Genomic DNA, 21,998 nt, shown 5'->3' on the forward strand with positions numbered 1-21,998 from the left:
TCGTTCCGCCCCGCTGGTGCTTCGTCAAGATCAGCACGGATGAGGGCATCAGCGGTTGGGGCGAACCCGTCCTAGAAGGCCGCGCCGCCTCGGTCGCCGCTGCGGCGCGCCCGGCCGCGTCGCGCGAAATCCGCCGCCCCGCTCGTTCCGACGGCGGCTGAGCTCCTCGGGAACAGATCACGCACACAGCGATTGGTTGTCTCACGACTAGAACAACCCGGTAGAGGCCGCTGATGCACGCCCACAGCTATCGCAATCTCGCATTCGAACTGCTGATCGACTTCGTCATCATGTATCTGGTGATGTTCACCATGATCGCGACGCTCGATCATTTCCGCTTCAACCTGAACAACGTCTATATGACGCTGATGATGGTCGCGCCCATGGCCCTGGTGATGCTGCTGTCTATGCGTTCGATGTTCCAGAACAGACGCGCCAACTGGATCATCATCGGGATCGCCGCCGTCGTATTCGCCATTAGCTTCTACGCCATGCGCACCCAGGCGGCCATTAACGACCAGGAGCTGATCCGCGGCATGATCCCCCATCATTCCGGGGCGATCCTGATGTGCGGAAAGGCCAAGCTGACCGACCCTGAACTCATCGCCCTGTGCGACGAAATCATCGTCGCTCAAGAGCGGGAGATCGCCCAGATGCAGGCGATCCTGAATCGGCTCTAGACCCGGAAGCGGGTGCGGCCGCGCCGCAGCCTCCGAACGGTCGTCGCAACCCTTTTCTCCAGCGCCCGCCATCGCCGCTGCCATCGCGTGCGTCGGGGCCGTAGCTGCGGAACAACCGGCAGCATGGCGTGGAAGACATCGTCGCGGTCGATCAGATGGTGCTTCAGCGCGGCCCCCGCATGGATCGGGATCATCAGCAGAAGGGCGATGACGAGGCCCCAGTGCATCCACTCGGCCGCCGCCTCGACCGTCCAGAGCTGACGATTCGACAGATCCTGCATCGGCAGCATCGGCCAGGGAATGAAGCCCGCCGCCGCCAGTTGGGCGTCTCGCGCTGTGGCCGACATCATCGTCCAACCCGACAACGGCAGGCCGAACAGGCAGAGATAGAAGACATAGTGGGTGACGTGGGCGGCCGTGCTTTCCCATCCCGGCTTGTCCGCGTCATTGATCAGATCCGGCGCGACCAGCCGCCAGGTCAGGCGGCCGATCACCAGCAACAGCATCAGCACGCCGACGGCGAAATGGACCTCATAGGCCGCGACCTTCTCGCCGCCGACCGGCAGCCGACCCATCCACCAGCCCCAGCCCAACTGGAACACGACCAGACCTGCCATGATCCAGTGAAACCAAATGGCCACGGGGGAATAGCGCCCCTCGTCATGATGACCGGCGGCCCACTCCAGCGCCTGGGCGATCAGCCGGTCGATCATGCCGCCGCCTCGCCCGCCGGCTTCAGCAGACCGTGCATCCGCCACAGGGCGGCCAGCAGGTAGGCCGCCGCCGCCGGCGCCCACATGATGAGCCCGGCCGCCTGCTGGTCCTCCAGCGGCGTCATGTTCCAGGCCATGGTGCTGGCGAAATGCGGCGCATAGAGCGGCTGGCCCGCGAACACGATCAAGGCGCCCAGAAGCCCCATCAACAGCATAGCCGCCAGCAGGGCCGCGACGGCCGCATGCCCCCTTGCGCTGCGAACCGCCGCCCAGAACCAGACGGCGCTTCCCAGGATGCTGATCTGCATCAGCCAATAGATTCCGTCATGCGACAGAGCCTGAGCGTAGGGCTCCGGCGCGTGCCAGGCCCAAAAGACCACCGCCTGCACCGCCGTCGCCGCCGCCAGACGCGGCGGTTTCAACCGAGGCAGGCACAAGGCCAGCAGGGGCGCCGCCGCCAAAACCAACAGCAGGTGATGCAGGGTCCGCGCCATGAACAGGGCGGAGCTCAAGGCGCACAGCGGCGAGATGAAGCCGACCGCCAGCACCGCCACCGCCGCGCTGAAGCGTCTCCTCTGCTGTTCGCGCAGCAGGATCAATCCGGCCGTCGTCGCCGCCGCCATGACAGACAACAGGATCAGATCGCCGTTCCAGCGCCCGAGCGCCTCGGCGGGATCGGGCGCAGGCCCGCAATAGGGTGTCCAGGCGACGTCGACCATCCTGGGCCAACGCCTCCACGCCGTGACGGTTCACCGGCGTCCGGTCGCGCACAGGAACGGAACCGCGTTTCTCCGCACGCCGTTTCCCTGCCCTGTTCAGGAACTTGATCCCATGTCCGACACGGTCGCCGATCCCGCCTTCGAACCGCCGCCCGAGGCTCGCGCCTTCTATGAGGAGGCCCTGCGTCTGCTGAAGGAGTCCGGCGTGCCCTTCCTGCTGTCGGGCACCTACGCCGTCACGGCCTATACGGGCATCCGTCGTCCTACCAAGGATCTGGACGTCTTCTGCAAGCCCGGCGACTACCCCCGGATTCTGGCCTTCTTCCAGGCGCGCGGCTATCGCACCGACGTCGAGGACGAGCGCTGGATCGCCAAGGTCTGGCAGGACGACAGGCATTTCTTCGACGTCATCTTCGCCATGTCGAACGGCACCATCGCCGTGTCCGACAGCTGGTTCGGGCCGGATCGCATCACCGTCTACGGGCATGAGGTGACGATCACGCCGCCGACCGCCCTGATCCTGTCCAAGGCCTTCATCCAGGACCGCTATCGCTACGACGGCGCCGATGTGAACCACGTCATCCTGAAGCAGGCCGACGCCATCGACTGGAAGTCGCTGCTGGATCAGATGGATCTCTATTGGGAGGTGCTGATGGCGCATCTGCTCAACTTCCGCTTCGCCTATCCGACCGAGCGCGGCCTGGTGCCCGCCTGGCTGATGACCGAACTGATCGGCCGCCTGCAGGCCCAGGTCGATCTGCCGGCGCCGCGCGTGAAGGTGTGCCGGGGCCGTCTGTTCAGCCCGCGCGACTACATCGCCGACATCTCCGAATGGGGCTTCGGCGACGTGGTGGGCAAGGGCCTGGAGGAACGCCATGACCCCGTCGCCTGAAACTGCTGCCTCCGCCGCTGAAGGCCAGACGCCTCAACCGGGCATGGAAGCCGGACCGAAGAAGAAGCTGCGCGTCGCCGCCGTCGGCGACCTGCATGTCGGCGAGACGTCGCATCGCGCCTATCGCGACCTGTTCGACCGGGTGCATGAAGACGCGGACGTGCTGTGCCTGTGCGGCGACCTGGTCAATTTCGGCAAGACGGTCGAGGTGGAGAACCTGCTGGAAGATCTGCGCGCCTGCCGCATCCCCATGGTCGGCGTGCTCGGCAATCACGAGCATGAGTGCGGCCAACCGCAGGAAGTCATCCGCATGCTGACCGAGGCCGGGGTCAAGATGCTGACCGGCGAGGCCTATGAGATCGACGGCGTCGGCTTCGCCGGAGGCAAGGGCTTCGTCGGCGGCTTCGGCCGCTACATGCTCAGCTCCTTCGGCGAGGCCTCGATCAAGACCTTCGTCAATGAGGCGGTTGAGGACGCCAATCTCATCGAAAATTCGATCCGAACGCTGCGGACCGAGCGGAGCGTGGTTCTGCTCCACTACGCCCCGGTGGTGGATACGGTGATCGGCGAGCCGCCGGAAATCCACGCCTTCCTCGGCTCATCGCGCCTGGCCGAGGTCGTCGATCGCTATGAGAACGTCAAGCTGGTGCTGCACGGCCATGCGCATCGCGGCGCGCCGGAAGGCCGCACGGCGCGCGGCGTCCCGGTCTACAATGTCGCCCTACCCGTGCTGCGGACGATGGGCGATACGCCCTATCGCGTGTTCGAGGTCTGAAAGCTCAGGCGATCCCGGCGCCGCCGGTGACGCCCCAGACCTCGCCCGTGACGAAGCTCGCCTCCTGCGAGGCCAGCAGCACGTAGACCGGCGCGATCTCGACCGGCTGACCCGGACGTCCGAAGGCGCTGTGAGCGCCGAATTTCTCGACCTTCTCCTGCGGCTGGCCGCCGCTGGGCTGCAGAACCGTCCAGAAGGGGCCCGGCGCCACGGCGTTCACCCGCACGCCCTTCTCGATCAACTGCTTCGCCAGAGCCTTGGTGTAGGTGACGATCCCGCCCTTGGTGGTGGCGTAGTCCAACAGGATGTCCGACGGCTCATAGGCCTGGATCGAAGCCGTGGTGATGACCGCCGCGCCCGGCGGCAGATGCGGCGTCGCCGCCTGACACAGCCAGTGCAGGGCGTAGAGGTTGGTCTTCAGCGTGGCGTCGAAACCCTCGGTCGAGACTTCACCCACGTCCTCGCGAAACTGCTGTCGGCCCGCGTTGACGACCAGGATGTCCAGACCGCCGAAGGCCTCGAGCGTGCGCGCCACCATGGTCGCATTCCACGCCTCGTCACGCACGTCGCCGGGCAAGGCCAGCGCCTTGACGCCTTCGGCCTCGATCAGGGCGATCACCTCGCGCGCGTCTGCCTCCTCTGAGGGAAGATAGGAAATCGCGACATCGGCGCCTTCGCGGGCGTAGGCGACAGAGATCGCGCGACCGATGCCGGAATCGCCCCCGGTTATCAGGGCGCGGCGCCCCTTCAACCGCCCATGGCCCCGATAGCTTTCCTCTCCATGATCGGGCTTGGGCTCCATCTTCGCGACCAGACCAGGCGCCGGCTGGGGCTGCCGTGGAAACGGCGGACGCGGATACTGATGGCGAGGATCCTGCATTGTCAGGCGGTCGGACATGACGGCTCCTGTAGACGTTTGAAGGGCATGCCTTCCTAAGTCGCCCCCTGTCCGCGCGTTCCCCTACTGCGGCGGAACGTCGTGTTCAGCCGCGACGTTTCCGACGCACCCGAGCCGGAGAAGCCGCATGCCAGATCCCGTTCCCCAAGCTCTAGCCGTCCCTGAGCCGCGCAAGGGCATGCCCAGCCCAGAACTGGACCGCACAACCTTTGAAACCCGCTTCCGCAGCCGGTTCGCGGACCCCGCCTTCGATCCTCTGCGCGATGAGATCGACCGCCTGGCCGCCGCAGCCTGGGACGGCTACATCGGGGGTCGGAAATCGCCGCTGACGCGCCCCGCCGGTTCGAGCTTCGCCGAGCCGGACTATGAGCTGGCGCTGGACTGGCTGGACGCTCACGCGGCCCTCCGCGCTGCCGAGGCGCAGCATGACGACGCCGCCGGGCCCTCGCGCATCCTGATCATCAACGCCTCCAGCCGTTCCGAGCACACCTGCCCCGGCGAAATGTCCAAGAGTTGGCGGCTGGTCCAGATCGCCGGCGAGGTGGTTGAGAGGCGCGCGGGCATGGCGGCAGAAATCCTCGACCTATCGCGGTTGGCGTCGGAATACGGCCGGGAAATTCATCCCTGCAAGGCCTGCTTCTCCACCGCAGCGGCCCTCTGCCATTGGCCGTGCAGCTGCTATCCCAACTACAGCCTGGGCCAGGTCCACGACTGGATGAATGACATCTATCCAATGTGGGTCCGCGCGCACGGCGTTCTGATCGTCACCCCGGTCAACTGGTATCACGCCTCCAGCCCTTTCAAGCTGATGATGGACCGGCTGGTCTGCGCCGACGGCGGCAATCCAGATCCTACGACGACACACGGCAAGACCGTCGCCCTGGCCAAGGCGCTTGAGCTGGCCGACTGGCCCTATCCCCGTCACCTGGCGGGTCGGCGTTTCGCCCTGGTCGTCCATGGCGATGTAGAAGGCGCGGAAAACGTGCGCCGCTCCCTGTCCGACTGGCTGGTCTCGATGAAGCTGTCGCCCGCCGGCGCCGACGCGGAGATCGACCGCTACATCGGCTATTGGGAGCCCTACGCCACCAGCCACGACGCCCTCGACCGCGACCGGGCCGTTCAGGATGAGGTGAGGCTGGCGGCGGAAGAGCTGGCGAGGGCTGTTCTGGCCCGGCGCAACGACGCCTCAAAGCCCGCTGAGCCAGCCCACGAACCGCCGCGCCAGAAATAGAGAGCCGACCGGGGCCGTATGGAACAGGCCCCGCTCCTCTTCCTTCTCCTTCCAGTACGAAAGGAGTTCGCCCTTGCCTCTCGCGAACAAGGAAAAGCCCCCGATCCTGCGACGCCCCAGACGGCTGCTGATCCTTGTCGGCGTCCTCTTGGTCCTGTTGTTCATCGTCTATCTGGCCGCGGCGGCGACCGGCTTTTTCCGCACCGAAACCAAGGTTCCCGATCCACGAATGACGGGAGCCGAGGCGCCGCTGGAGCGTGTCATGTGACGGCGTGTTCAGGCTTGAGCGTTTGGAACACCCCCGCGCCCCGCCGCTTAACTTCCTGTCACAGGGAGGAAAAAAGACATGACCGATCGCCCTCGTCGCCCACCGCGCCCCCTCACCCTGGGAGGCCGACATGCGTTTCTATGAAGTCGTGGTCGGCAGCGACAGCGGCCCTCAGCGACGCCTGCGGGTCGCTTCGCCCACCGATGTCCAGGCCGCCGACGCCGCCGCGCCCCTGATGCGCGCGCAGGAGGCCATCCTATCAATCCGCGAAACGCCGGACGACGGCCTGCAGCAGGTCGATGCGCCTCCGCCTCAGACCCAGGCGCGAGAACTCGCGCCCGTCACCCCTGGCGTGGCCGCCAAGCCCTGATCTTACCCAAGGAGTTCAAATGATGATGAAGCAAACCGTCGCCGTTCTGGCTGTATCGGCCGCCGCCCTCACCCTCGCCGCCTGCAACCAGCAGCAAGGTTCCGAGGCCGTCGACAAGGCGCAGGACGCCGTTTCCGAACCGGTCGGTCAGACCTCGGCCGCGACCATGGGCGCCAATATGGTCAGCGCCTATGTGCCCAACGCCGCCATGGGCGACATGTACGAGATCCAGGCCGCCGACATCGCCATGGAGCGATCGAAGAACGCCCAGGTCAAAGAACTGGCCCAGATGATCAAGACCGACCACACAGCCGCCTCCGCCGCCCTGAGGGCCGCCGCCGGACAGGCTGCGCCTGACACGACCTTGCCGACCGAGCTCGACCAACGCCGCAAGGGCCTGATCGACAACCTGCGCTCAGCCTCGACTGCGGACTTCGATAAGATCTACGTCGATCAACAGGTCGCCGCCCATGAGGAGGCCGTCACCCTTCACCGCGGCTTCTCCGACAAGGCGGACGTTCCCGCCTTGGCGGAACATGCGCGCAACGTCCTGCCCAAGATCGAAGCCCATCTTGAGCGGGCCAAGCAGTTGCAAGCCAGCTTGGGCCGCTGACGCTGGGCCTTGGTGCACGACGCTATCAGGGGCGGACGACAATCCGCCCCTTCTTCCTATTCGGCAGTGGGCTTCCGCACTGCATAAGGCGGGTCCAGATGAATGCTCGCGTGGCCGTGACGACGCAGATGGCTGGCGTCGATCTCCTCAATCAGCGCCGCGCCGCGTTCGTGATCGACCAATTCCAGCAGAGCGTCGATCTTGGCCTCCATCCGGTCGTCGTTCTCCTTGGACGACGGCGAGCCGACATAGAGAAAGTAGGCCAGCCCCACGACCTGCCAGATCAGTTGCAGGAACTCGGACTGCCAGTTCTCGAAGGTGTCCCGCCCCATCTCCACCAGATAGGGCGTCAGTTGCGCCGCCTGTCCGTGGTCGCGGGCCTCGTTCACATAGGCGGCCCAACCAAAGCCCCAATGCAAGACGATGGAAATGGTGAAGAAGGCCAGAGTGATCCAGCCATAGGCGTACTTCTTCATGTCGCGCTCCAACACTCTGAAATCGGCAGAAGAGTTCGTGGACCTGTGCGTTCCGTGGCGCTCAGCCCTGTCCATATCCGAACACTAGGAACGCGCTTGTGCGCCCGCCGCTTCGCAGGCTCCCCATTCTTTTTCAGGAGAGCCCCATGCCCGAGAAAACGCTGCAAACCCTCTTCCACGACACCTTGCGCGACATCTATTACGCCGAGCGTAAGATCCTGAAGTCCCTGCCGAAAATGGCGCGCGCCGCCCAGTCGCCCGACCTCAAGGCGGCCTTCGAAAAGCACCGCGAGCAGACTGAAGGCCAGATCGAACGCCTGCAGCAGGTGTTCGAGATCATCGGCAAGCCCGCGCGCGGCAAGACCTGCGACGCCATCGAAGGCATCCTGGCCGAAGGCGACGAAATCGCCGAGGAGTACAAGGACACGGCAGCGCTCGACGCCGGTCTGCTGGCCGCCGCCCAGGCGGTCGAACATTATGAGATCACCCGCTATGGCACGCTCAAGCGCTGGGCCGAGGTGATGGGACTGAAGGACGCCGTCAAACTGCTGGACGAGACCCTTCAGGAGGAAAGCCAGACGGACGAGGATCTGACGGCCATCGCCGACGCCGCAATCAACGCCGAGGCGTTGCAGCCCGCCGCCTGAGCTCCATCCGGCCCTGCCGCCTGATCAGCGGCGGGGCCGTAACCCTGCGCTAAACCGGCAGTCGCTCCAGCCGCAGATAGGAGGGATTGAACTCGGCCGCGCTCGCCAGACGATCCCACGCGAGAATACGAACTTCCGATCCGGTCCACTCCAGCCACCCCGCCTCGCGCATGACCTTCAGCGTGCGGTTCACATGCACGGCGGACATGCCGAGCAGATCCGCAATCTCCGCCTGGATAATGGGAAAACGAAAGACGCCGTCGCGCGCCAGGCCCACGGCTTCCAGGCGCGCGTAGATTTCACAAACCAACAGGGCGGTCCGCTCCAGCGCCTCCTGTCGACCTAGCGCCAGCAGCCATTCACGGTGCATGGCGGCGTCCACCACCGTCTCCAACCATAACAAGCGCGTCAAATGCGGGTGCTCTTCCGTCAGTTTGCGCAAGCGTTCATGCGGCGCCTCGGCGATGAGACAGTCGGACAGCGCACGCACGCCATGGTCGACGCGCTTCAGAACAAAGCCGTGCAGGTCGATGAAGTCTCCGGGCAGGTTGATCTGGGTATACTGCCGCCGTCCGTCGCTCAGATCGCGATAGCGCGCGCAGAAGCCGTCGATGACGAGGCTGGAATGATCAACCAACGCATCCTGAGTGACGATGTCGCTGCCGGCGGGCTTCAACACGACATGGGTCAGCACGCTCCTGAGCGCCTGCCTTTCGCCATCAGTAATGACGTCGCGTCGTTGCAGCTTGTTTTCCAGCAAACGGCTGTGGTCGTGCATTGCGGCTCCCTGAGGCTTGGCGCGACCACAACGCCGGATCTTCGCGAATGTTGCCATCGGCTCGAACAGCCGAGGTTCCACAGCGCCTCAAAGGCGACACAATGAACCCACAGGGCGCAACCGCATTGCCTTCCCGTAACAGGGGAGTTTGTATCATGAACAGAACACCAGTCATTGAGCGAGCCTTCGAACTCGCGCGCAGCGGCCGCTTCCGCATACCCAGCGAAGTCCGCAAGGCCTTGATCTCGGATCGTTATACCCAGGCCGAACTTTTCCAGCTCGAGGGCAAGGCCACGTGGCGCCAACTGCGCACCCTCTGCTCAGATTCCTATTACCGCGCCTGACGGCTTCCACTCCCGGCGCCGCAAGCATCACCGTCAAGCCCTTGGACTAACCTATGTAAAGAACGAAACACCCTCGGCCGTGCTGTTGGTCAGAGGGATGAAGAATCAGTCTTATCAAGATGATGTAGACATAGCCGCGGCGTCGCTGGAACGGATGCTGTTCAGCTTCGCCGTGCTGTCGCCTGGCGACATCGAATGCATCCGTAGCTGGTTTCACGGTCCTGCTATGGTTCACCCGCCCGGCGGCGCCGTTTCCCTTCATCCGGAACGCAAAGACGCCCGTGTGGTGGCGCGCGGCTGGATCGCCCGCGGCGCCATGCTGGAAGACGGCCGTCGCCAGATCGTCGGTCTCAGCCTGCCCGGCGACGTCATCCTGGCCGCCGACGTCGTGGACGCAGACATGGCGGTCTGGGCCCTGACCGACGCCTCCACCCTTGACGCCTCCCTGCTGTGGGCGGCGATTTCCGAAGGCGTAGACGTCAGCCCGCGTCTTCTGGAAGCCTGGCGGCATTTTCGTTCGGCAGAGCGCCTGCGGCTGGCGCGGCATGTCATTCGGCTGGGTCGGCTCAGCGCCTATGAGCGAACGGCGCACCTTCTGTTGGAGCTGTACGAGCGGCAAAGCCGTCTCGGCGCAGCCGAACCCGGCGTCCTTCACCTGCCTCTCACCCAGGACATGCTCGCAGACATCCTGGGCCTCAGCGCCGTGCACATGAACCGGACGCTGCAGCAACTTCGGCGAGCAGGCCTAGTCGACTACCGGACGGGACGGGCCGTCCTGCCCGACCTGCAGGGCCTGGCCTTGGCCGCAGGCCTCAGCATCGCCGACGATGTCGCGGATGCGCCGCCCCGCCGCGACTAACCCATGTGAGTGGCGATCTGCGGCAGCCATGGCAGGGCTTCTGGTCAGGAGGCCCCATGCCTGCAGATTCCGCCGTCATTCTATCCCCGTCCGCCCCACCTCACGGCCGCCCCCGGCCCAGCATCCGTGATCACCCGGTCTATCGCGTCCTGCCGCCGGATGCCCAGCAGCGCCTGACCGCCGAGGGAACAGAGGTTGATCTCCCAGGCGACGCGCAGCCTCCTCTGGACAGGGAGCATCTCTGGTTCGTCCTGTCCGGGGTTCTCGGCGCCTTTCCAACCGGAAGTGAAGTCTGTGTCGCGCCTATCGTATCGGGCGCCGTCTACGGTTGGGATCACGCTCTGGGCTCTAGCGGCAGCCGCGCCGACGTGCGGCCGCTGCTGGATGTTCGGCTGTTCCGCGTTCCCGCCGCGGCCGCCCGCGAGGCGCTCGGTTATGATTGGCTATCGCGCTTCATCGCCCTTCAGGCGGTTCAACGCCTGACGCTTCTGGAACAGGAAGCCGCCTGCAACGCCTCCCATCGCGTGTCGGAGCGTCTGGCCAAGTGGCTGCTTCGTCTGCACCATGGCGGCAACGGTGCGCCGCTTCGCCTGAAGCAGGCCCAGCTAGCCGCCATGCTCGGCGTCCAGAGAACCAGCATCAACGCCGCCGCCAGCAACCTGCAAGCGATGGGCGCGGTGCGCTTCAGCCGCGGCAAGGCGTCGATTCTGGACGCGGGAAGTCTCTCCGACCTTTCATGCCGGTGCGGCGCGATGAACTGAGAGCACGGCCGCGCGCAAAAGGGAGCCGGAGGCAGGGCCTGGCGTTGCCTAGACTTAGACCCAGCAAGGGCCGTGACGATGTCGACAAACGTGATCAATCCGCCGCCTTCCGGCGGACTCGTCTGGTCCAGCAACGAGAGCCCAGGCCTTACGCGCCGCCGGATCGGGAGAGGTTTTTGCTATCGTGATCCAAAGGGGCGCCTGATCCGTGAGCGGAGCATCCTGATGCGGATCGACGCCCTAGCCATTCCGCCGGCGTGGCAGGACGTCTGGATTTGTCCCGACCCAAACGGCCATATCCAGGCGACTGGGCGCGATACGCGCGGTCGCAAGCAGTACCGCTATCATGCCGACTGGACGGCCCGCGCCGCCTCGCACAAATTTGCGCGTTTGCCAGATTTCGCCCGACGCCTGCCGCGACTGCATGACCGAGTGGAGAACGACCTTTCGCGACGCGGGCCGTGCAAGGAAAAGGTGCTGGCCTCGGCGGTTCGTTTGCTGGAAATCACCCTCATCCGCGTCGGCAACGCCGCCTATACCCGCCAGAATCGTAGTTTCGGCCTGACGACCCTGCGCAAGCGGCACTTGGAGGTCGACGGCTCGGCCCTGACCTTCGAGTTCAGGGGCAAGAGCGGCAAAGAACACCGGGTCAAGGTCAGCGACCGTCGACTGGCGCGCGTCATGCGCGGCCTGGAAGGCCTCCCGGGCCAGCATCTGTTCAAATACCGCGACGCAGAGGGCGAGCTGTGGGCGATCAGTTCAGACGACGTGAACGCCTATATCCGCGAGGCCATGGGCGATCAGTTCTCCGCCAAGGACTTCCGCACCTGGGCGGCCACCGTCGCCGCCGCCCGCGCCTTCTACGAAATGGCCCCGCCCACGTCCCAGACCGAGGCGCGGCAAAACATCTCGACCTGCATGAAGGCGGTCGCGAGCCTGCTGGGCAACACGCCGACGGTCTGTCGGGCGTCCTATGTCCATCCGCGCGTGATTGAGCTTTATGAATCCGGAACCATCACGACCTGTCTGCCGGATCCAAACGCCCAGAGTTTCGATTCAAGGCTATCGCGACTGCTGAGCGAACCTTCCTAGGCCCACATCTCGAGCACCTCGTCGCACTCCGCCGTCTCGATCTGCTGGCCGAAGCGGTCATGATAGAGAGCCAACAAGGCGTCGTGCGACTGGTCCGAGGAACTGCACAGGGCGTCCGAAACCACCACCACGCGAAAGCCCATATCCACGGCGCCGAGGACAGTCGCCAGCACGCACATATCGGTCTCGGCGCCCGTCACCACCAGGGTGTCGACCCGGCTGGCCATCAGAGCCGACGCCAGACCCGTGTTGAGCCAGGGGGAATAGCGGGACTTGTCCAACACCCTGGCGGGCGGGGTGAAGACCTGCAGTTCGGGCAGAAGCTCCACACGTTCTTCACCCAGATTCTCAAGCGTCATCGACGCCCATCGCCGCCAGTACCGCCTCCACGTCCCCTCCCCCTCTCTCGGCGAACGGGCGGGGATGAACCGGGTGAAACAGGTGCGTTCGGCCTTGCGCTCGCACAGACGCACGACGACTGGCAGGACACGCGCCATCCACGGCGTGCGCCATGCCGTGTCCTCCGCGAATAGTCTTTGCATGTCCACGCACAGATGGACGGCGTTTGCGGCTATGGGGCCGAAATGGATACCGGAAACCATACCGGCCCAAAGCGCAGGCCTCTGGCGGGTTCCCCCGTCTAGTCGCAAGCCTTCCTGTCTATCGCCGCCATGCGCAAACTAGCCTCTTTTCCAAATGACCGCTTAGAACCAGGAACGCTTAAGACTTGGGATGACGCCCGCTCGGTAGCGATTGGGGAGCAGTCTCCCCCTGGCTATCAAACAGACCCATAGTCTTATCCTCTCGCCCTTGCATCTCGCTGGGCGAGGAGTCGCGCCAAGCTGAGCGCCAAAGGCATCAACAAGCGCTCCTCATCGGTTGCCTCGGTAAGCATCGACGCCTCCCGGCGGGCCTCGGCGCGACGCCAGAGCTCATCATCCAAGGTCGCCGCCAGCGGCAAAACCGGTTGGACGCAATCGTCATTCGACGGCGAAGGATTCGTCGCCTCGGAATGGTCGATGGATTGGATCGCCATCACTCAGTCTCCGGCTGGACGCGACGCATGTGGAAGTGATCCGGATCATTAGGATCGACTTCCAGGATCATGTCGTAGACCACGCCATCGCAAATTATCTGCGTGCGGACGCCGGCCTCTTGAGTGGGTTCTGCAGGCTGCTCAGCGGGGGAAGCGGGATTCTCGGTCATTTGTATTTCCAGTAGGGGGCACCGCCGTTGAGCGTGGCGAGGCGACGACAGGCAGTTGGATTTCGGGGCGCACGTCATCGGCTTCGCGTGAGAGCGCGAATGACGACGTGCCGGATTGTTGGGGGTGGTCGGCCGCTGAACGCGGCCGCGGTTCAGTCGCCGACCGCGGGCACGGCGCGCTGACGCGCCAGCCGCGCCAGGGCGCGGATCGTCGGCAGGAGGAGCGAGACGGCCGCTTCGCAGGGCACCGTCGACGCGTCGCCAATCCAGGGAGGGATCAACGGCCGCGCCGGCCTACGGCGGTCCGGCCGCGGCGACAGGCGGATGACGTTGGCGTCAGCCGTCATGAGCGAGCACCAGCTGAATGCGATGGCTGGGCACAAGCGCCTCGACGATCAACGGATAGCCGTCCTCTTCGATGATGAGGTGCCCGACCAGGGCCCGCTCGCGACGCAACTGCTCGCTGACCGCGGACAGATCCACAGCCTCCAGACGCATCCGCAGCGCCTCACCGCCCATCAGCCGGACGGAATATTCTTTATGTTCCGGGGCATCGGCGCCAGCCAAGCCCCAATGGGCGACGCGCATAAGCACTCCACGGGGTTGAAAGTTCCCGCAGGGTGCGCTACGCAGCCAACAATATCAAGCGATAAACACAATACGCCTTATCTGTTTATATAAGGCACCACGACAGGCCCCGTCAACCCCCTTTTTGCAGAAAACTTCAAACCGGATTTCCCTTGGTTCTTCCACCTAAGAAACGCGCCCTCTACGGCCGCCACTCCACTGACCTGCAAAACGCGCGATCGACCGCCGATCAGATCGCGCTTCTGCGCGAGGCCAGCCGCGCCGAGCGCGTCACAGACGTCCTCGTGTTTACGGACGAGGCAGTTTCCGGCAGCGCGATCGCCAACCGCCCCGGATTGCGCGCGCTCCTCGCCGCCGTGGAGCGCGGCGAAGTCAGCGACGTCATGGCCGAAGCGCTCGACCGACTTTCGCGCGACCAGGAGGACATCGCCCACATCTATAAGCGCCTGCTTTACGCCGGCGCCGTCCTGAAGACCCTGACTGAAGGCCCAATCGACAGGATTCACATCGGGCTGAAGGGCACGATGAACGAACTCTTCCTGCACGACCTGGCGGTGAAGACGCGCCGAGGCCTTGTCGCACGGGTGAACGCGGGCTTCTCTGGCGGCGGCCGTTGCTATGGCTACGACATCATCGGCAAGGGCGAACTTCAGCCCAACCTCCATCAGGCCGGCGTGATCCATTCGATCTTCGCGCGTTATGCCGACAAGGAATCGCCTCGCGCCATCGCCCACAGCCTGAACGCGGCAGGCGAGCCCGGACCGCGAGGCGGAACATGGACGCCGTCAACCATCCACGGCGACCGCCGCACCGGCGACGGCATCCTGCACCAGGAACTCTATATAGGCGTGCGGGTGTTCAATCGGCGTCGCTACCGCAAAAACCCCGACACCGGACGCCGCTCATCGGTCCTGAATCCGCCGGAGAACTGGATCCGCCAGCCCGTTCCGGAACTGCGCATCATTGATGATGAACTCTGGGCGCGGGTGCAGAGCCGCAAAGCGGAACTGTCCGCCCTGCCCGCCGCCCAGGGCCGCAAGCCGAAACGCCTTCTGTCCGGCCTGATGAAATGCAAGCAGTGCGGATTCAGCATGACCCTGAACGGCAGCAAGTATAACTGCAGCGGCCACCGTGAACGCGGCACCTGCACCAATGGCAAGATCATCGCCGCCGCGACAGTGGAGAAGCGCGTCCTCACCGGCATCAAGACCCACCTGCTGTCGCCGGAAGCCATCGCGGAGGCCGTCAGAGCCTTTCACGCCGCGGCGGACGCGGAGCGCCGCGCGCTTCAGGTCGAACGGGCGCCGCTGGAACGCGAACTGTCGGAGATCGAGCGCAAACTGAAGCGCGCGCAGGCCATGTGCCTGGACGGCGCGATCGAGACGGACGAACTGAAGACGATCAGCGCCCCGCTGAAGACCCGTCGGAGCGAGATCCAGGCCCGACTGGCGGCCGACGCCGCCCCCTCAGTGATCCAGTTGCACCCCGGCGCCGCCGAAGCCTATCGACGGCTGGCGGAAAACCTGCACCAGGCCATCGAGGGCGAGGACGGCGAGGAAGTGCGGGCGGAACTGCGCAAACTGATCGACCGGGTGGATTTCATCCCGGTAGCGGGCCTGGGCAAGTTCCAGTTGGAGGTCCACGGCAGCCTGGCGGCGCTGCTGGCGCTGGGTCAGGCCTAGAAAGCAGAAAACCCCACAGGGGGTGCCTGTGGGGTATCACTGGGTGCGGGAGTAGGATTTGAACCTACGACCTTCAGGTTATGAGCCTGACGAGCTACCGGGCTGCTCCATCCCGCGGCAAGGCGGTGAGTAAAGGAAGAAGGATCGAGAAGTCATTCATGTGTGTCGGGTAGACCCGGCGGCGACCTACTCTCCCGCGCCTTAAGACGAAGTACCATCGGCTCTGGAGGTCTTAACGACCGAGTTCGGAATGGGATCGGGTGGGGAACCTCCGACAGAGCCACCAGGTCAACCCGACACACATGAATGAGAAGATATTGTCTATGATTTCGACAAGTAAGATCGAATGAGTTTTGCTGAGAAACGATCAAGCCGATCGGATTATTAGTACCAGTAAGCTTCACACGTCACCGCGCTTCCACACCTGGCCTATCAACGTGGTAGTCTTCCACGATCCTCAGCGAAGCCTTGTTTTGAGGTTAGTTTCCCGCTTAGATGCTTTCAGCGGTTATCTATTCCATACTTAGCTACCCTGCTGCACGGCTGGCGCCATGACAGGTCCACCAGAGGTATGTCCATCCCGGTCCTCTCGTACTAGGGACAGATCCTCTCAAGCTTCGAACACCCACGGCAGATAGGGACCAAACTGTCTCACGACGTTCTGAACCCAGCTCACGTACCACTTTAAACGGCGAACAGCCGTACCCTTGGGACCTGCTCCAGCCCCAGGATGTGATGAGCCGACATCGAGGTGCCAAACTTTGCCGTCGATATGGACTCTTGGGCAAAATCAGCCTGTTATCCCTAGAGTACCTTTTATCCGTTGAGCGATGGCCCTTCCACGCGGGACCACCGGATCACTATGGCCGACTTTCGTCTCTGCTCGACTTGTCAGTCTCGCAGTCAGGCTAGCTTATGCCATTGCACTCGACGACCGATTTCCGACCGGTCTGAGCTAACCATCGCGCGCCTCCGTTACACTTTGGGAGGCGACCGCCCCAGTCAAACTACCCACCACGCCATGTCCCGGGACCGGATAACGGCCCTCGGTTAGACGTCAACGACAGTAAGGGTGGTATTTCAAGGATGGCTCCACCAGAGCTGGCGCCCCGGCTTCATAGCCTCCCACCTATCCTACACATACGGTCGCTAACGCCAAGGCGAAGCTATAGTAAAGGTTCATAGGGTCTTTCCGTCTGACCGCGGGAACCCCGCATCTTCACGGGGAATTCAATTTCACTGAGCCTGTGCTGGAGACAGTGGGGAAGTCGTTACGCCATTCGTGCAGGTCGGAACTTACCCGACAAGGAATTTCGCTACCTTAGGACCGTTATAGTTACGGCCGCCGTTTACCTGGGCTTCAGTTCGGAGCTTTCACTCCTCCCTTTAACCTTCAGGCACCGGGCAGGCGTCAGACCCTATACGTCGCATTGATGCTTCGCAGAGCCCTATGTTTTTGCTAAACAGTCGCTACCCCCTGGCTTGTGCCACTCAGTCCTGGTTGCCCAGGGTGAGTCACGCTTATTCCGAAGTTACGCGTGCAATTTGCCGAGTTCCTTCAGCACAGTTCTCTCAAGCGCCTTGGTATGCTCTACCTGACCACCTGTGTCGGTTTCGGGTACGGTCTCTGCTAGAGTTATTTCCAGGGACAACGCCACCGCCGGGAACAATCCAATAAGCCCCGACGACTTATGCCATCCGTCACTTCTAGCTGGTGCAGGAATATTTACCTGCTTCCCATCGACTACGCTTTTCAGCCTCGCCTTAGGGGCCGACTAACCCTGCGCAGATTAGCTTTACGCAGGAACCCTTGGTCTTTCGGCGACAGTGTTTCTCACACTGTTTATCGTTACTCATGTCAGCATTCTCACTTCCGATACCTCCAGCCAACCTCACAGTTGACCTTCACAGGCTTACGGAACGCTCCGCTACCGCTTGCAGTAAACTGCAAACCCATATCTTCGGCGCATGGCTTTAGCCCCGTTACATTTTCCGCGCAGGATCGCTTGATCAGTGAGCTGTTACGCTTTCTTTAAAGGATGGCTGCTTCTAAGCCAACCTCCTGATTGTCAAAGCAATCCCACATCGTTTCCCACTTAGCCATGACTTGGGGGCCTTAGATGATGGTTAGGGTTGTTTCCCTTTTCACGACGGACGTTAGCACCCGCCGTGTGTCTGCCCGATAGTACTCCTGGGTATTCGGAGTTTGGTTAGTATTGGTACCGCTCGCGCAGCCCGCAACCATCCAGTGCTCTACCCCCCAGGGTATTCGTCGGACGCTCTACCTAAATAGATTTCGCGGAGAACCAGCTATGTCCAGGTTTGATTGGCCTTTCACCCCTATCCACAAGTCATCCCAGAATTTTTCAACATTCACGGGTTCGGACCTCCAGTAAGTGTTACCTTACCTTCATCCTGCTCATGGATAGATCACCTGGTTTCGGGTCGTCATACGTCGAACTTAGCGCCCTATTCAGACTCGCTTTCGCTGCGCCTACACCTAACGGCTTAAGCTTGCTCGACACATGAAGTCGCTGACCCATTATACAAAAGGTACGCCGTCACCGCGCTTGGCGGCTCCGACTGCTTGTAGGCTTCCGATTTCAGGATCTGTTTCACTCCCCTTGTCGGGGTGCTTTTCACCTTTCCCTCACGGTACTTGTTCACTATCGGTCGTAGAGGAGTACTTAGGCTTGGAGGGTGGTCCCCCCATGTTCAGACAGGATTTCACGTGTCCCGCCCTACTCGAGTCTCTTGCTGTTTGACGTCTACGGGGCTGTCACCCGCTATGGCCGGACTTTCCATTCCGTTCGACTTTATTTCACAAGAGCACTGGCCTGGTCCCGGTTCGCTCGCCACTACTACGGGAGTCTCGGTTGATGTCCTTTCCTCCGGGTACTGAGATGTTTCAGTTCCCCGGGTTCGCTCAATGAAGCCTATGTATTCAGCTCATTGTACCTTTAAACAATCATCCAATCGCTGCTCCGAAAAGCAGAGTTGGAAGACTGCAAAGGTGGGTTTCCCCATTCAGAGATAACCGGATCAAAGGGTGCTAGCGCCTCCCCGGTTCTTATCGCAGCTTGCCACGTCTTTCATCGCCTCTCTACGCCAAGGCATCCGTCAGAAGCCCTTCAACGCTTGATCGTTTCTCAGCAAAACTCATACGCAGGCTTATCCGGGAGATGGAAAGAGGTATCCGCCGGACCTGCGTCTGATTTTACTTTGTCAGACAATATCTTCTCGAACCTGACCTGAAAGCCTATGAGGGGCCGGTCAAATTCTTCCTTTACAATGTCAATGCAGCCGATCATGCGACCGGATGCAAACTTGATATGATCGCGAGTTGCTCAAGCATCGGGCTTGAAGCGCCTGGTGGAGCCTAACGGATTCGAACCGATGACATCCTGCTTGCAAAGCAGGCGCTCTACCAACTGAGCTAAGGCCCCCTTCAGGAGTTTAGCCAGGAGAGCTTCATCGGCGACCGTCGCACGTCCTTACCAAAGGACTGGTAGGCCCGGGCAGACTCGAACTGCCGACCTTACGCTTATCAGGCGTACGCTCTAACCACCTGAGCTACGGGCCTAGGGCAGTGCGACAGGCCGGGAATTCCCCAGGCTCGCGATCGCGCCATCAATACAACGAACCGAATGTTCGCAGTGTCGATGACGAAATGAGGAAAGAGAAACGGAGACGGCGGCGCCCCGCATTTGTTGCTATTCACGACCAAGGCCGCTTTCGCTATGCGGAGCCTCAATAGCCTCGTGAGAGACTGGAGAAGCATCCTTAGAAAGGAGGTGATCCAGCCGCAGGTTCCCCTACGGCTACCTTGTTACGACTTCACCCCAGTCATCAACCACACCGTGGTGATCGCCTTCATAAAAGGTTAGGCTAACCACTTCTGGTGCAATCAACTCCCATGGTGTGACGGGCGGTGTGTACAAGGCCCGGGAACGTATTCACCGCGGCATGCTGATCCGCGATTACTAGCGATTCCAACTTCATGCCCTCGAGTTGCAGAGGACAATCCGAACTGAGACTACTTTTAAGGATTAACCCTCTGTAGTAGCCATTGTAGCACGTGTGTAGCCCACCCTGTAAGGGCCATGAGGACTTGACGTCATCCCCACCTTCCTCCGGCTTAGCACCGGCAGTCCCATTAGAGTTCCCAACTGAATGATGGCAACTAATGGCGAGGGTTGCGCTCGTTGCGGGACTTAACCCAACATCTCACGACACGAGCTGACGACAGCCATGCAGCACCTGTGTCAGAGTTCCCGAAGGCACCAATCCATCTCTGGAAAGTTCTCTGCATGTCAAGGCCTGGTAAGGTTCTTCGCGTTGCTTCGAATTAAACCACATGCTCCACCGCTTGTGCGGGCCCCCGTCAATTCCTTTGAGTTTCAACCTTGCGGTCGTACTCCCCAGGCGGAGTGCTTAATGCGTTAGCTGCAGCACTGAAGGGCGGAAACCCTCCAACACTTAGCACTCATCGTTTACGGCGTGGACTACCAGGGTATCTAATCCTGTTTGCTCCCCACGCTTTCGCGCCTCAGCGTCAGTAATGAGCCAGTATGTCGCCTTCGCCACTGGTGTTCTTCCGAATATCTACGAATTTCACCTCTACACTCGGAGTTCCACATACCTCTCTCATACTCAAGATCGCCAGTATCAAAGGCAGTTCCAGGGTTGAGCCCTGGGATTTCACCTCTGACTTAACGATCCGCCTACGCGCCCTTTACGCCCAGTAATTCCGAGCAACGCTAGCCCCCTTCGTATTACCGCGGCTGCTGGCACGAAGTTAGCCGGGGCTTCTTCTCCGGGTACCGTCATTATCGTCCCCGGTGAAAGAATTTTACAATCCTAAGACCTTCATCATTCACGCGGCATGGCTGCGTCAGGCTTTCGCCCATTGCGCAAGATTCCCCACTGCTGCCTCCCGTAGGAGTCTGGGCCGTGTCTCAGTCCCAGTGTGGCTGGTCATCCTCTCAGACCAGCTACTGATCGTCGCCTTGGTGAGCCGTTACCTCACCAACTAGCTAATCAGACGCGGGCCGCTCTAAAGGCGATAAATCTTTCCCCCGAAGGGCACATTCGGCATTACCACCCGTTTCCAGGAGCTATTCCGAACCTAAAGGCACGTTCCCACGTGTTACTCACCCGTCCGCCACTAACCCCGAAGGGTCCGTTCGACTTGCATGTGTTAGGCCTGCCGCCAGCGTTCGCTCTGAGCCAGGATCAAACTCTCAGGTTGAGTTGACTTATCTGACCTAAGCATTTGCGATCCTAAGATCGCTTGGCTTTAGTTCTACGTATTCTTGACGAGATCCCACGTTCACCGATCCGAAGACCGGTTACATGGTATGTCTTTTCAAAAAGACCGCAGTTGTCAGTGTCGACTGATGAACCCCGAAGGGCTCTCGCCAGGACACCGCCGCCTGCGTTTCTCTTTCCAGATCAACGATTTCAAAGACCAGAACCGGAAGACCGGCTGAACTGTTTAGCGCCGGTTCGCGGCGGAGGCGGCTATCTAGCTGCCCCAGTTTTCCGTGTCAAGCAGTTCTTTTTAAAGAACTTTCTTTTCACGAAACCGCTCCGGAAGGAGCGGCGGAGGCGGCTATCTAGTGAGAGCCGATCTCCTTGTCAACCGGGCTTTTCAGCCTTTCTGCTTTTTCCGAAACCGAAGCTTCGAAGGCCGCAGTAAACCGCCGGGAAAACCGAGAGGCTATCCCTCAACTCAATCCAGCGATTCGATTGAAGCGCGGAAACTAACCGATCCAACCAACCGAAGCAAGAAGCTTTTTCAAACCCTTGCCCCAATCAAAACCCCGAAAACACCGTCTCCGAAGCCCGTCGGGCCAGCCCGTCTCCGAGCGAGGCGGCGATATACGTCCCCACTTTCCGACTGGCAATAGGCTTTTCACAAAAAGCTCAAGAAACTCAACGAACCAGAGTCGTCCGCGCCTTACTTCCGGCGCCCTTCACGTACGCGCGCGTCTTGAGGGCTAAAGTGAAATCGGCCTCAAGGTGAAATTTTCATCCCAGACACGCATTTGAGCGGCTGTTTTTAGCACCCAGACCCCAAAGCGACGCCGCCGCAGGGTTCTTTCTTCCATAAATCGCGCATCCACGGTTGCGCCGCAACATTCGGCGAGGCATAAGAGCGCCAGTTCGAAAGGTCTGTCCTTGTCCCACCGCGCCGCCATCGCTGCGATCCTGAGCCCCGCGCAAGCGGCGGCCGATCTGCGCGTGCTGTCGCTGGGCGTACTCCTTCTCTCGGTAATTCTCATTCCGCTTAGCCAAGCGGTGTGGATGCCTGCGACCTGACCTGAACCCAGCCAGTTTCGCCCATTCACCCCGCTCCGGCTCCGGACGCGGGGTTTTTCTTGTGCCCAGCCCAACACCTACA

24 protein-coding genes, 3 tRNA genes and 3 rRNA genes are annotated in these 21,998 nt (G+C 62.0%); 14 read left to right on the forward strand and 16 right to left on the reverse strand.

What is annotated here, in order from left to right; genetic code table 11:
- The first annotated feature begins 233 nt into the window (after window positions 1-233).
- The gene (locus RT567_RS02440; RefSeq protein WP_313574080.1) at window positions 234-680 is read left to right on the forward strand and encodes a DUF305 domain-containing protein; all 447 of its coding nucleotides are present in this window, start codon (window positions 234-236) and stop codon (window positions 678-680) included.
- Here RT567_RS02440 and RT567_RS02445 read toward each other — a convergent pair.
- Together RT567_RS02445 and RT567_RS02450 are read right to left on the reverse strand one after the other, a co-directional pair.
- On the reverse strand, window positions 677-1,393 hold the full coding sequence (locus RT567_RS02445; protein ID WP_313574082.1) for a cytochrome b: 717 nt from the start codon (window positions 1,391-1,393) through the stop codon (window positions 677-679). The genes RT567_RS02440 and RT567_RS02445 overlap by 4 nt on opposite strands.
- Complete coding sequence (locus RT567_RS02450) at window positions 1,390-2,112, reverse strand: cytochrome c oxidase assembly protein (RefSeq protein WP_313574083.1); 723 nt, start codon at window positions 2,110-2,112, stop codon at window positions 1,390-1,392. Before RT567_RS02450 ends, RT567_RS02445 begins: the two co-directional genes overlap by 4 nt.
- 112 nt (window positions 2,113-2,224) lie before the next feature.
- Here RT567_RS02450 and RT567_RS02455 point away from each other — a divergent pair, with 112 nt between their 5' ends.
- Entirely contained in the window at window positions 2,225-3,004 is a 780-nt protein-coding gene (locus RT567_RS02455) for a hypothetical protein (RefSeq protein WP_313574084.1), read from the forward strand.
- A complete protein-coding gene (locus RT567_RS02460; protein ID WP_292055881.1) occupies window positions 2,988-3,779 on the forward strand; it encodes a metallophosphoesterase in 792 nt (263 codons plus the stop codon). The genes RT567_RS02455 and RT567_RS02460 overlap by 17 nt, the downstream gene beginning before the upstream one ends.
- Window positions 3,780-3,783: 4 nt before the next feature.
- Here RT567_RS02460 and RT567_RS02465 read toward each other — a convergent pair whose 3' ends face one another.
- Window positions 3,784-4,677, reverse strand: a complete 894-nt coding sequence (locus RT567_RS02465) for an SDR family oxidoreductase (RefSeq protein WP_313574086.1) — start codon at window positions 4,675-4,677, stop codon at window positions 3,784-3,786.
- 127 nt (window positions 4,678-4,804) lie between these two features.
- On the opposite strand from RT567_RS02465, the gene RT567_RS02470 reads away from it, so the two are divergent.
- From RT567_RS02470 to RT567_RS02485, 4 genes are all read left to right on the forward strand, one after another.
- Window positions 4,805-5,908 (forward strand): flavodoxin family protein, encoded by a 1,104-nt coding sequence (locus RT567_RS02470; protein WP_313574088.1) that lies wholly within the window; start codon window positions 4,805-4,807, stop codon window positions 5,906-5,908.
- A 73-nt stretch (window positions 5,909-5,981) separates the two neighbouring features.
- Window positions 5,982-6,176, forward strand: coding sequence for a hypothetical protein (locus tag RT567_RS02475; RefSeq protein WP_313574090.1), 195 nt, complete (start codon window positions 5,982-5,984; stop codon window positions 6,174-6,176).
- Window positions 6,177-6,306: 130 nt separating this feature from the next.
- A complete protein-coding gene (locus RT567_RS02480) occupies window positions 6,307-6,546 on the forward strand; it encodes a hypothetical protein (protein WP_313574092.1) in 240 nt (79 codons plus the stop codon).
- A gap of 19 nt (window positions 6,547-6,565) precedes the next feature.
- Complete coding sequence (locus tag RT567_RS02485) at window positions 6,566-7,159, forward strand: DUF4142 domain-containing protein (protein WP_313574094.1); 594 nt, start codon at window positions 6,566-6,568, stop codon at window positions 7,157-7,159.
- Window positions 7,160-7,215: 56 nt separating this feature from the next.
- On the opposite strand, the gene RT567_RS02490 is transcribed toward RT567_RS02485, so the two are convergent.
- A complete protein-coding gene (locus RT567_RS02490) occupies window positions 7,216-7,635 on the reverse strand; it encodes a DUF6766 family protein (protein WP_313574096.1) in 420 nt (139 codons plus the stop codon).
- A 146-nt stretch (window positions 7,636-7,781) separates the two neighbouring features.
- Here RT567_RS02490 and RT567_RS02495 point away from each other — a divergent pair, with 146 nt between their 5' ends.
- A complete protein-coding gene (locus RT567_RS02495; RefSeq protein WP_125901686.1) occupies window positions 7,782-8,282 on the forward strand; it encodes a ferritin-like domain-containing protein in 501 nt (166 codons plus the stop codon).
- Between the two features lie 49 nt (window positions 8,283-8,331).
- On the opposite strand, the gene RT567_RS02500 is transcribed toward RT567_RS02495, so the two are convergent.
- Entirely contained in the window at window positions 8,332-9,060 is a 729-nt protein-coding gene (locus RT567_RS02500) for a Crp/Fnr family transcriptional regulator (RefSeq protein ID WP_313574097.1), read from the reverse strand.
- A 155-nt stretch (window positions 9,061-9,215) separates the two neighbouring features.
- Between RT567_RS02500 and RT567_RS02505 the strand changes: the two genes are divergently transcribed.
- The 4 genes from RT567_RS02505 (at window position 9,216) to RT567_RS02520 (ending at window position 12,116) form a co-directional block, all read left to right on the forward strand.
- Complete coding sequence (locus tag RT567_RS02505; RefSeq protein ID WP_087141298.1) at window positions 9,216-9,404, forward strand: hypothetical protein; 189 nt, start codon at window positions 9,216-9,218, stop codon at window positions 9,402-9,404.
- Between the two features lie 97 nt (window positions 9,405-9,501).
- A complete protein-coding gene (locus RT567_RS02510; protein WP_313574099.1) occupies window positions 9,502-10,263 on the forward strand; it encodes a Crp/Fnr family transcriptional regulator in 762 nt (253 codons plus the stop codon).
- Between the two features lie 56 nt (window positions 10,264-10,319).
- Window positions 10,320-11,024 carry a Crp/Fnr family transcriptional regulator gene (locus tag RT567_RS02515; protein WP_313574102.1) on the forward strand — a complete coding sequence of 235 codons (705 nt, stop codon included), beginning with the start codon at window positions 10,320-10,322 and terminating at the stop codon, window positions 11,022-11,024.
- 78 nt (window positions 11,025-11,102) lie between these two features.
- On the forward strand, window positions 11,103-12,116 hold the full coding sequence (locus tag RT567_RS02520; RefSeq protein ID WP_349679410.1) for a DNA topoisomerase IB: 1,014 nt from the start codon (window positions 11,103-11,105) through the stop codon (window positions 12,114-12,116).
- Here RT567_RS02520 and RT567_RS02525 read toward each other — a convergent pair.
- From RT567_RS02525 to RT567_RS02545, 5 genes are all read right to left on the reverse strand, one after another.
- The gene (locus RT567_RS02525) at window positions 12,113-12,718 is read right to left on the reverse strand and encodes a cysteine hydrolase family protein (RefSeq protein WP_125901691.1); all 606 of its coding nucleotides are present in this window, start codon (window positions 12,716-12,718) and stop codon (window positions 12,113-12,115) included. The genes RT567_RS02520 and RT567_RS02525 overlap by 4 nt on opposite strands.
- Window positions 12,719-12,912: 194 nt before the next feature.
- Complete coding sequence (locus tag RT567_RS02530) at window positions 12,913-13,152, reverse strand: hypothetical protein (protein WP_292055908.1); 240 nt, start codon at window positions 13,150-13,152, stop codon at window positions 12,913-12,915.
- Window positions 13,152-13,322 (reverse strand): hypothetical protein, encoded by a 171-nt coding sequence (locus RT567_RS02535; RefSeq protein ID WP_292055910.1) that lies wholly within the window; start codon window positions 13,320-13,322, stop codon window positions 13,152-13,154. Before RT567_RS02535 ends, RT567_RS02530 begins: the two co-directional genes overlap by 1 nt.
- Window positions 13,323-13,474: 152 nt before the next feature.
- Entirely contained in the window at window positions 13,475-13,669 is a 195-nt protein-coding gene (locus tag RT567_RS02540) for a hypothetical protein (RefSeq protein WP_292055912.1), read from the reverse strand.
- On the reverse strand, window positions 13,659-13,910 hold the full coding sequence (locus RT567_RS02545) for a hypothetical protein (RefSeq protein WP_292055914.1): 252 nt from the start codon (window positions 13,908-13,910) through the stop codon (window positions 13,659-13,661). Before RT567_RS02545 ends, RT567_RS02540 begins: the two co-directional genes overlap by 11 nt.
- Before the next feature lie 152 nt (window positions 13,911-14,062).
- On the opposite strand from RT567_RS02545, the gene RT567_RS02550 reads away from it, so the two are divergent.
- The gene (locus RT567_RS02550; RefSeq protein ID WP_292055916.1) at window positions 14,063-15,592 is read left to right on the forward strand and encodes a recombinase family protein; all 1,530 of its coding nucleotides are present in this window, start codon (window positions 14,063-14,065) and stop codon (window positions 15,590-15,592) included.
- Between the two features lie 40 nt (window positions 15,593-15,632).
- Here the strand turns inward: RT567_RS02550 and RT567_RS02555 are convergent.
- The 6 genes from RT567_RS02555 to RT567_RS02580 all read right to left on the reverse strand — a co-directional run bounded on the left by RT567_RS02555 (window position 15,633) and on the right by RT567_RS02580 (window position 20,843).
- A tRNA-Met gene (locus tag RT567_RS02555) sits at window positions 15,633-15,709 on the reverse strand.
- Between the two features lie 56 nt (window positions 15,710-15,765).
- Window positions 15,766-15,880: ribosomal RNA gene (gene rrf, locus RT567_RS02560) — 5S ribosomal RNA — on the reverse strand.
- Window positions 15,881-15,955: 75 nt separating this feature from the next.
- Window positions 15,956-18,736, reverse strand: a 23S ribosomal RNA gene (locus RT567_RS02565).
- 226 nt (window positions 18,737-18,962) lie between these two features.
- Window positions 18,963-19,038: transfer RNA gene (locus RT567_RS02570), tRNA-Ala, on the reverse strand.
- A gap of 60 nt (window positions 19,039-19,098) precedes the next feature.
- Window positions 19,099-19,175: transfer RNA gene (locus tag RT567_RS02575), tRNA-Ile, on the reverse strand.
- A 204-nt stretch (window positions 19,176-19,379) separates the two neighbouring features.
- Window positions 19,380-20,843: ribosomal RNA gene (locus RT567_RS02580) — 16S ribosomal RNA — on the reverse strand.
- The 16S, 23S and 5S rRNA genes sit together here with 3 tRNA genes alongside, the layout of an rRNA operon.
- Before the next feature lie 932 nt (window positions 20,844-21,775).
- On the opposite strand from RT567_RS02580, the gene RT567_RS02585 reads away from it, so the two are divergent.
- Window positions 21,776-21,916: a hypothetical protein gene (locus tag RT567_RS02585; protein WP_157678000.1), complete on the forward strand. Its 141-nt coding sequence runs from the start codon at window positions 21,776-21,778 to the stop codon at window positions 21,914-21,916.
- Window positions 21,917-21,998 lie beyond the last annotated feature (82 nt).

It is taken from the genome of Brevundimonas sp., from assembly GCF_032107865.1.
GTDB lineage: Bacteria > Pseudomonadota > Alphaproteobacteria > Caulobacterales > Caulobacteraceae > Brevundimonas.

Excerpts from the sequence above, each read along its gene's own strand:
- RT567_RS02490 (WP_313574096.1), bottom strand. The coding sequence starts at position 7,635 with ATGAAGAAGTACGCCTATGGCTGGATCACTCTGGCCTTCTTCACCATT.
- RT567_RS02505 (WP_087141298.1), top strand. The coding sequence starts at position 9,216 with ATGAACAGAACACCAGTCATTGAGCGAGCCTTCGAACTCGCGCGCAGC.
- RT567_RS02485 (WP_313574094.1), top strand. The coding sequence starts at position 6,566 with ATGATGATGAAGCAAACCGTCGCCGTTCTGGCTGTATCGGCCGCCGCC.
- RT567_RS02465 (WP_313574086.1), bottom strand. The coding sequence starts at position 4,677 with ATGTCCGACCGCCTGACAATGCAGGATCCTCGCCATCAGTATCCGCGT.
- RT567_RS02460 (WP_292055881.1), top strand. The coding sequence starts at position 2,988 with ATGACCCCGTCGCCTGAAACTGCTGCCTCCGCCGCTGAAGGCCAGACG.
- RT567_RS02440 (WP_313574080.1), top strand. The coding sequence starts at position 234 with ATGCACGCCCACAGCTATCGCAATCTCGCATTCGAACTGCTGATCGAC.
- RT567_RS02510 (WP_313574099.1), top strand. The coding sequence starts at position 9,502 with ATGAAGAATCAGTCTTATCAAGATGATGTAGACATAGCCGCGGCGTCG.
- RT567_RS02470 (WP_313574088.1), top strand. The coding sequence starts at position 4,805 with ATGCCAGATCCCGTTCCCCAAGCTCTAGCCGTCCCTGAGCCGCGCAAG.
- RT567_RS02515 (WP_313574102.1), top strand. The coding sequence starts at position 10,320 with ATGCCTGCAGATTCCGCCGTCATTCTATCCCCGTCCGCCCCACCTCAC.
- RT567_RS02455 (WP_313574084.1), top strand. The coding sequence starts at position 2,225 with ATGTCCGACACGGTCGCCGATCCCGCCTTCGAACCGCCGCCCGAGGCT.
- RT567_RS02525 (WP_125901691.1), bottom strand. The coding sequence starts at position 12,718 with ATGGTTTCCGGTATCCATTTCGGCCCCATAGCCGCAAACGCCGTCCAT.
- RT567_RS02495 (WP_125901686.1), top strand. The coding sequence starts at position 7,782 with ATGCCCGAGAAAACGCTGCAAACCCTCTTCCACGACACCTTGCGCGAC.
- RT567_RS02480 (WP_313574092.1), top strand. The coding sequence starts at position 6,307 with ATGCGTTTCTATGAAGTCGTGGTCGGCAGCGACAGCGGCCCTCAGCGA.
- RT567_RS02540 (WP_292055912.1), bottom strand. The coding sequence starts at position 13,669 with ATGACGGCTGACGCCAACGTCATCCGCCTGTCGCCGCGGCCGGACCGC.
- RT567_RS02445 (WP_313574082.1), bottom strand. The coding sequence starts at position 1,393 with ATGATCGACCGGCTGATCGCCCAGGCGCTGGAGTGGGCCGCCGGTCAT.
- RT567_RS02500 (WP_313574097.1), bottom strand. The coding sequence starts at position 9,060 with ATGCACGACCACAGCCGTTTGCTGGAAAACAAGCTGCAACGACGCGAC.
- RT567_RS02535 (WP_292055910.1), bottom strand. The coding sequence starts at position 13,322 with ATGACCGAGAATCCCGCTTCCCCCGCTGAGCAGCCTGCAGAACCCACT.
- RT567_RS02450 (WP_313574083.1), bottom strand. The coding sequence starts at position 2,112 with ATGGTCGACGTCGCCTGGACACCCTATTGCGGGCCTGCGCCCGATCCC.
- RT567_RS02530 (WP_292055908.1), bottom strand. The coding sequence starts at position 13,152 with ATGGCGATCCAATCCATCGACCATTCCGAGGCGACGAATCCTTCGCCG.
- RT567_RS02520 (WP_349679410.1), top strand. The coding sequence starts at position 11,103 with ATGTCGACAAACGTGATCAATCCGCCGCCTTCCGGCGGACTCGTCTGG.
- RT567_RS02545 (WP_292055914.1), bottom strand. The coding sequence starts at position 13,910 with ATGCGCGTCGCCCATTGGGGCTTGGCTGGCGCCGATGCCCCGGAACAT.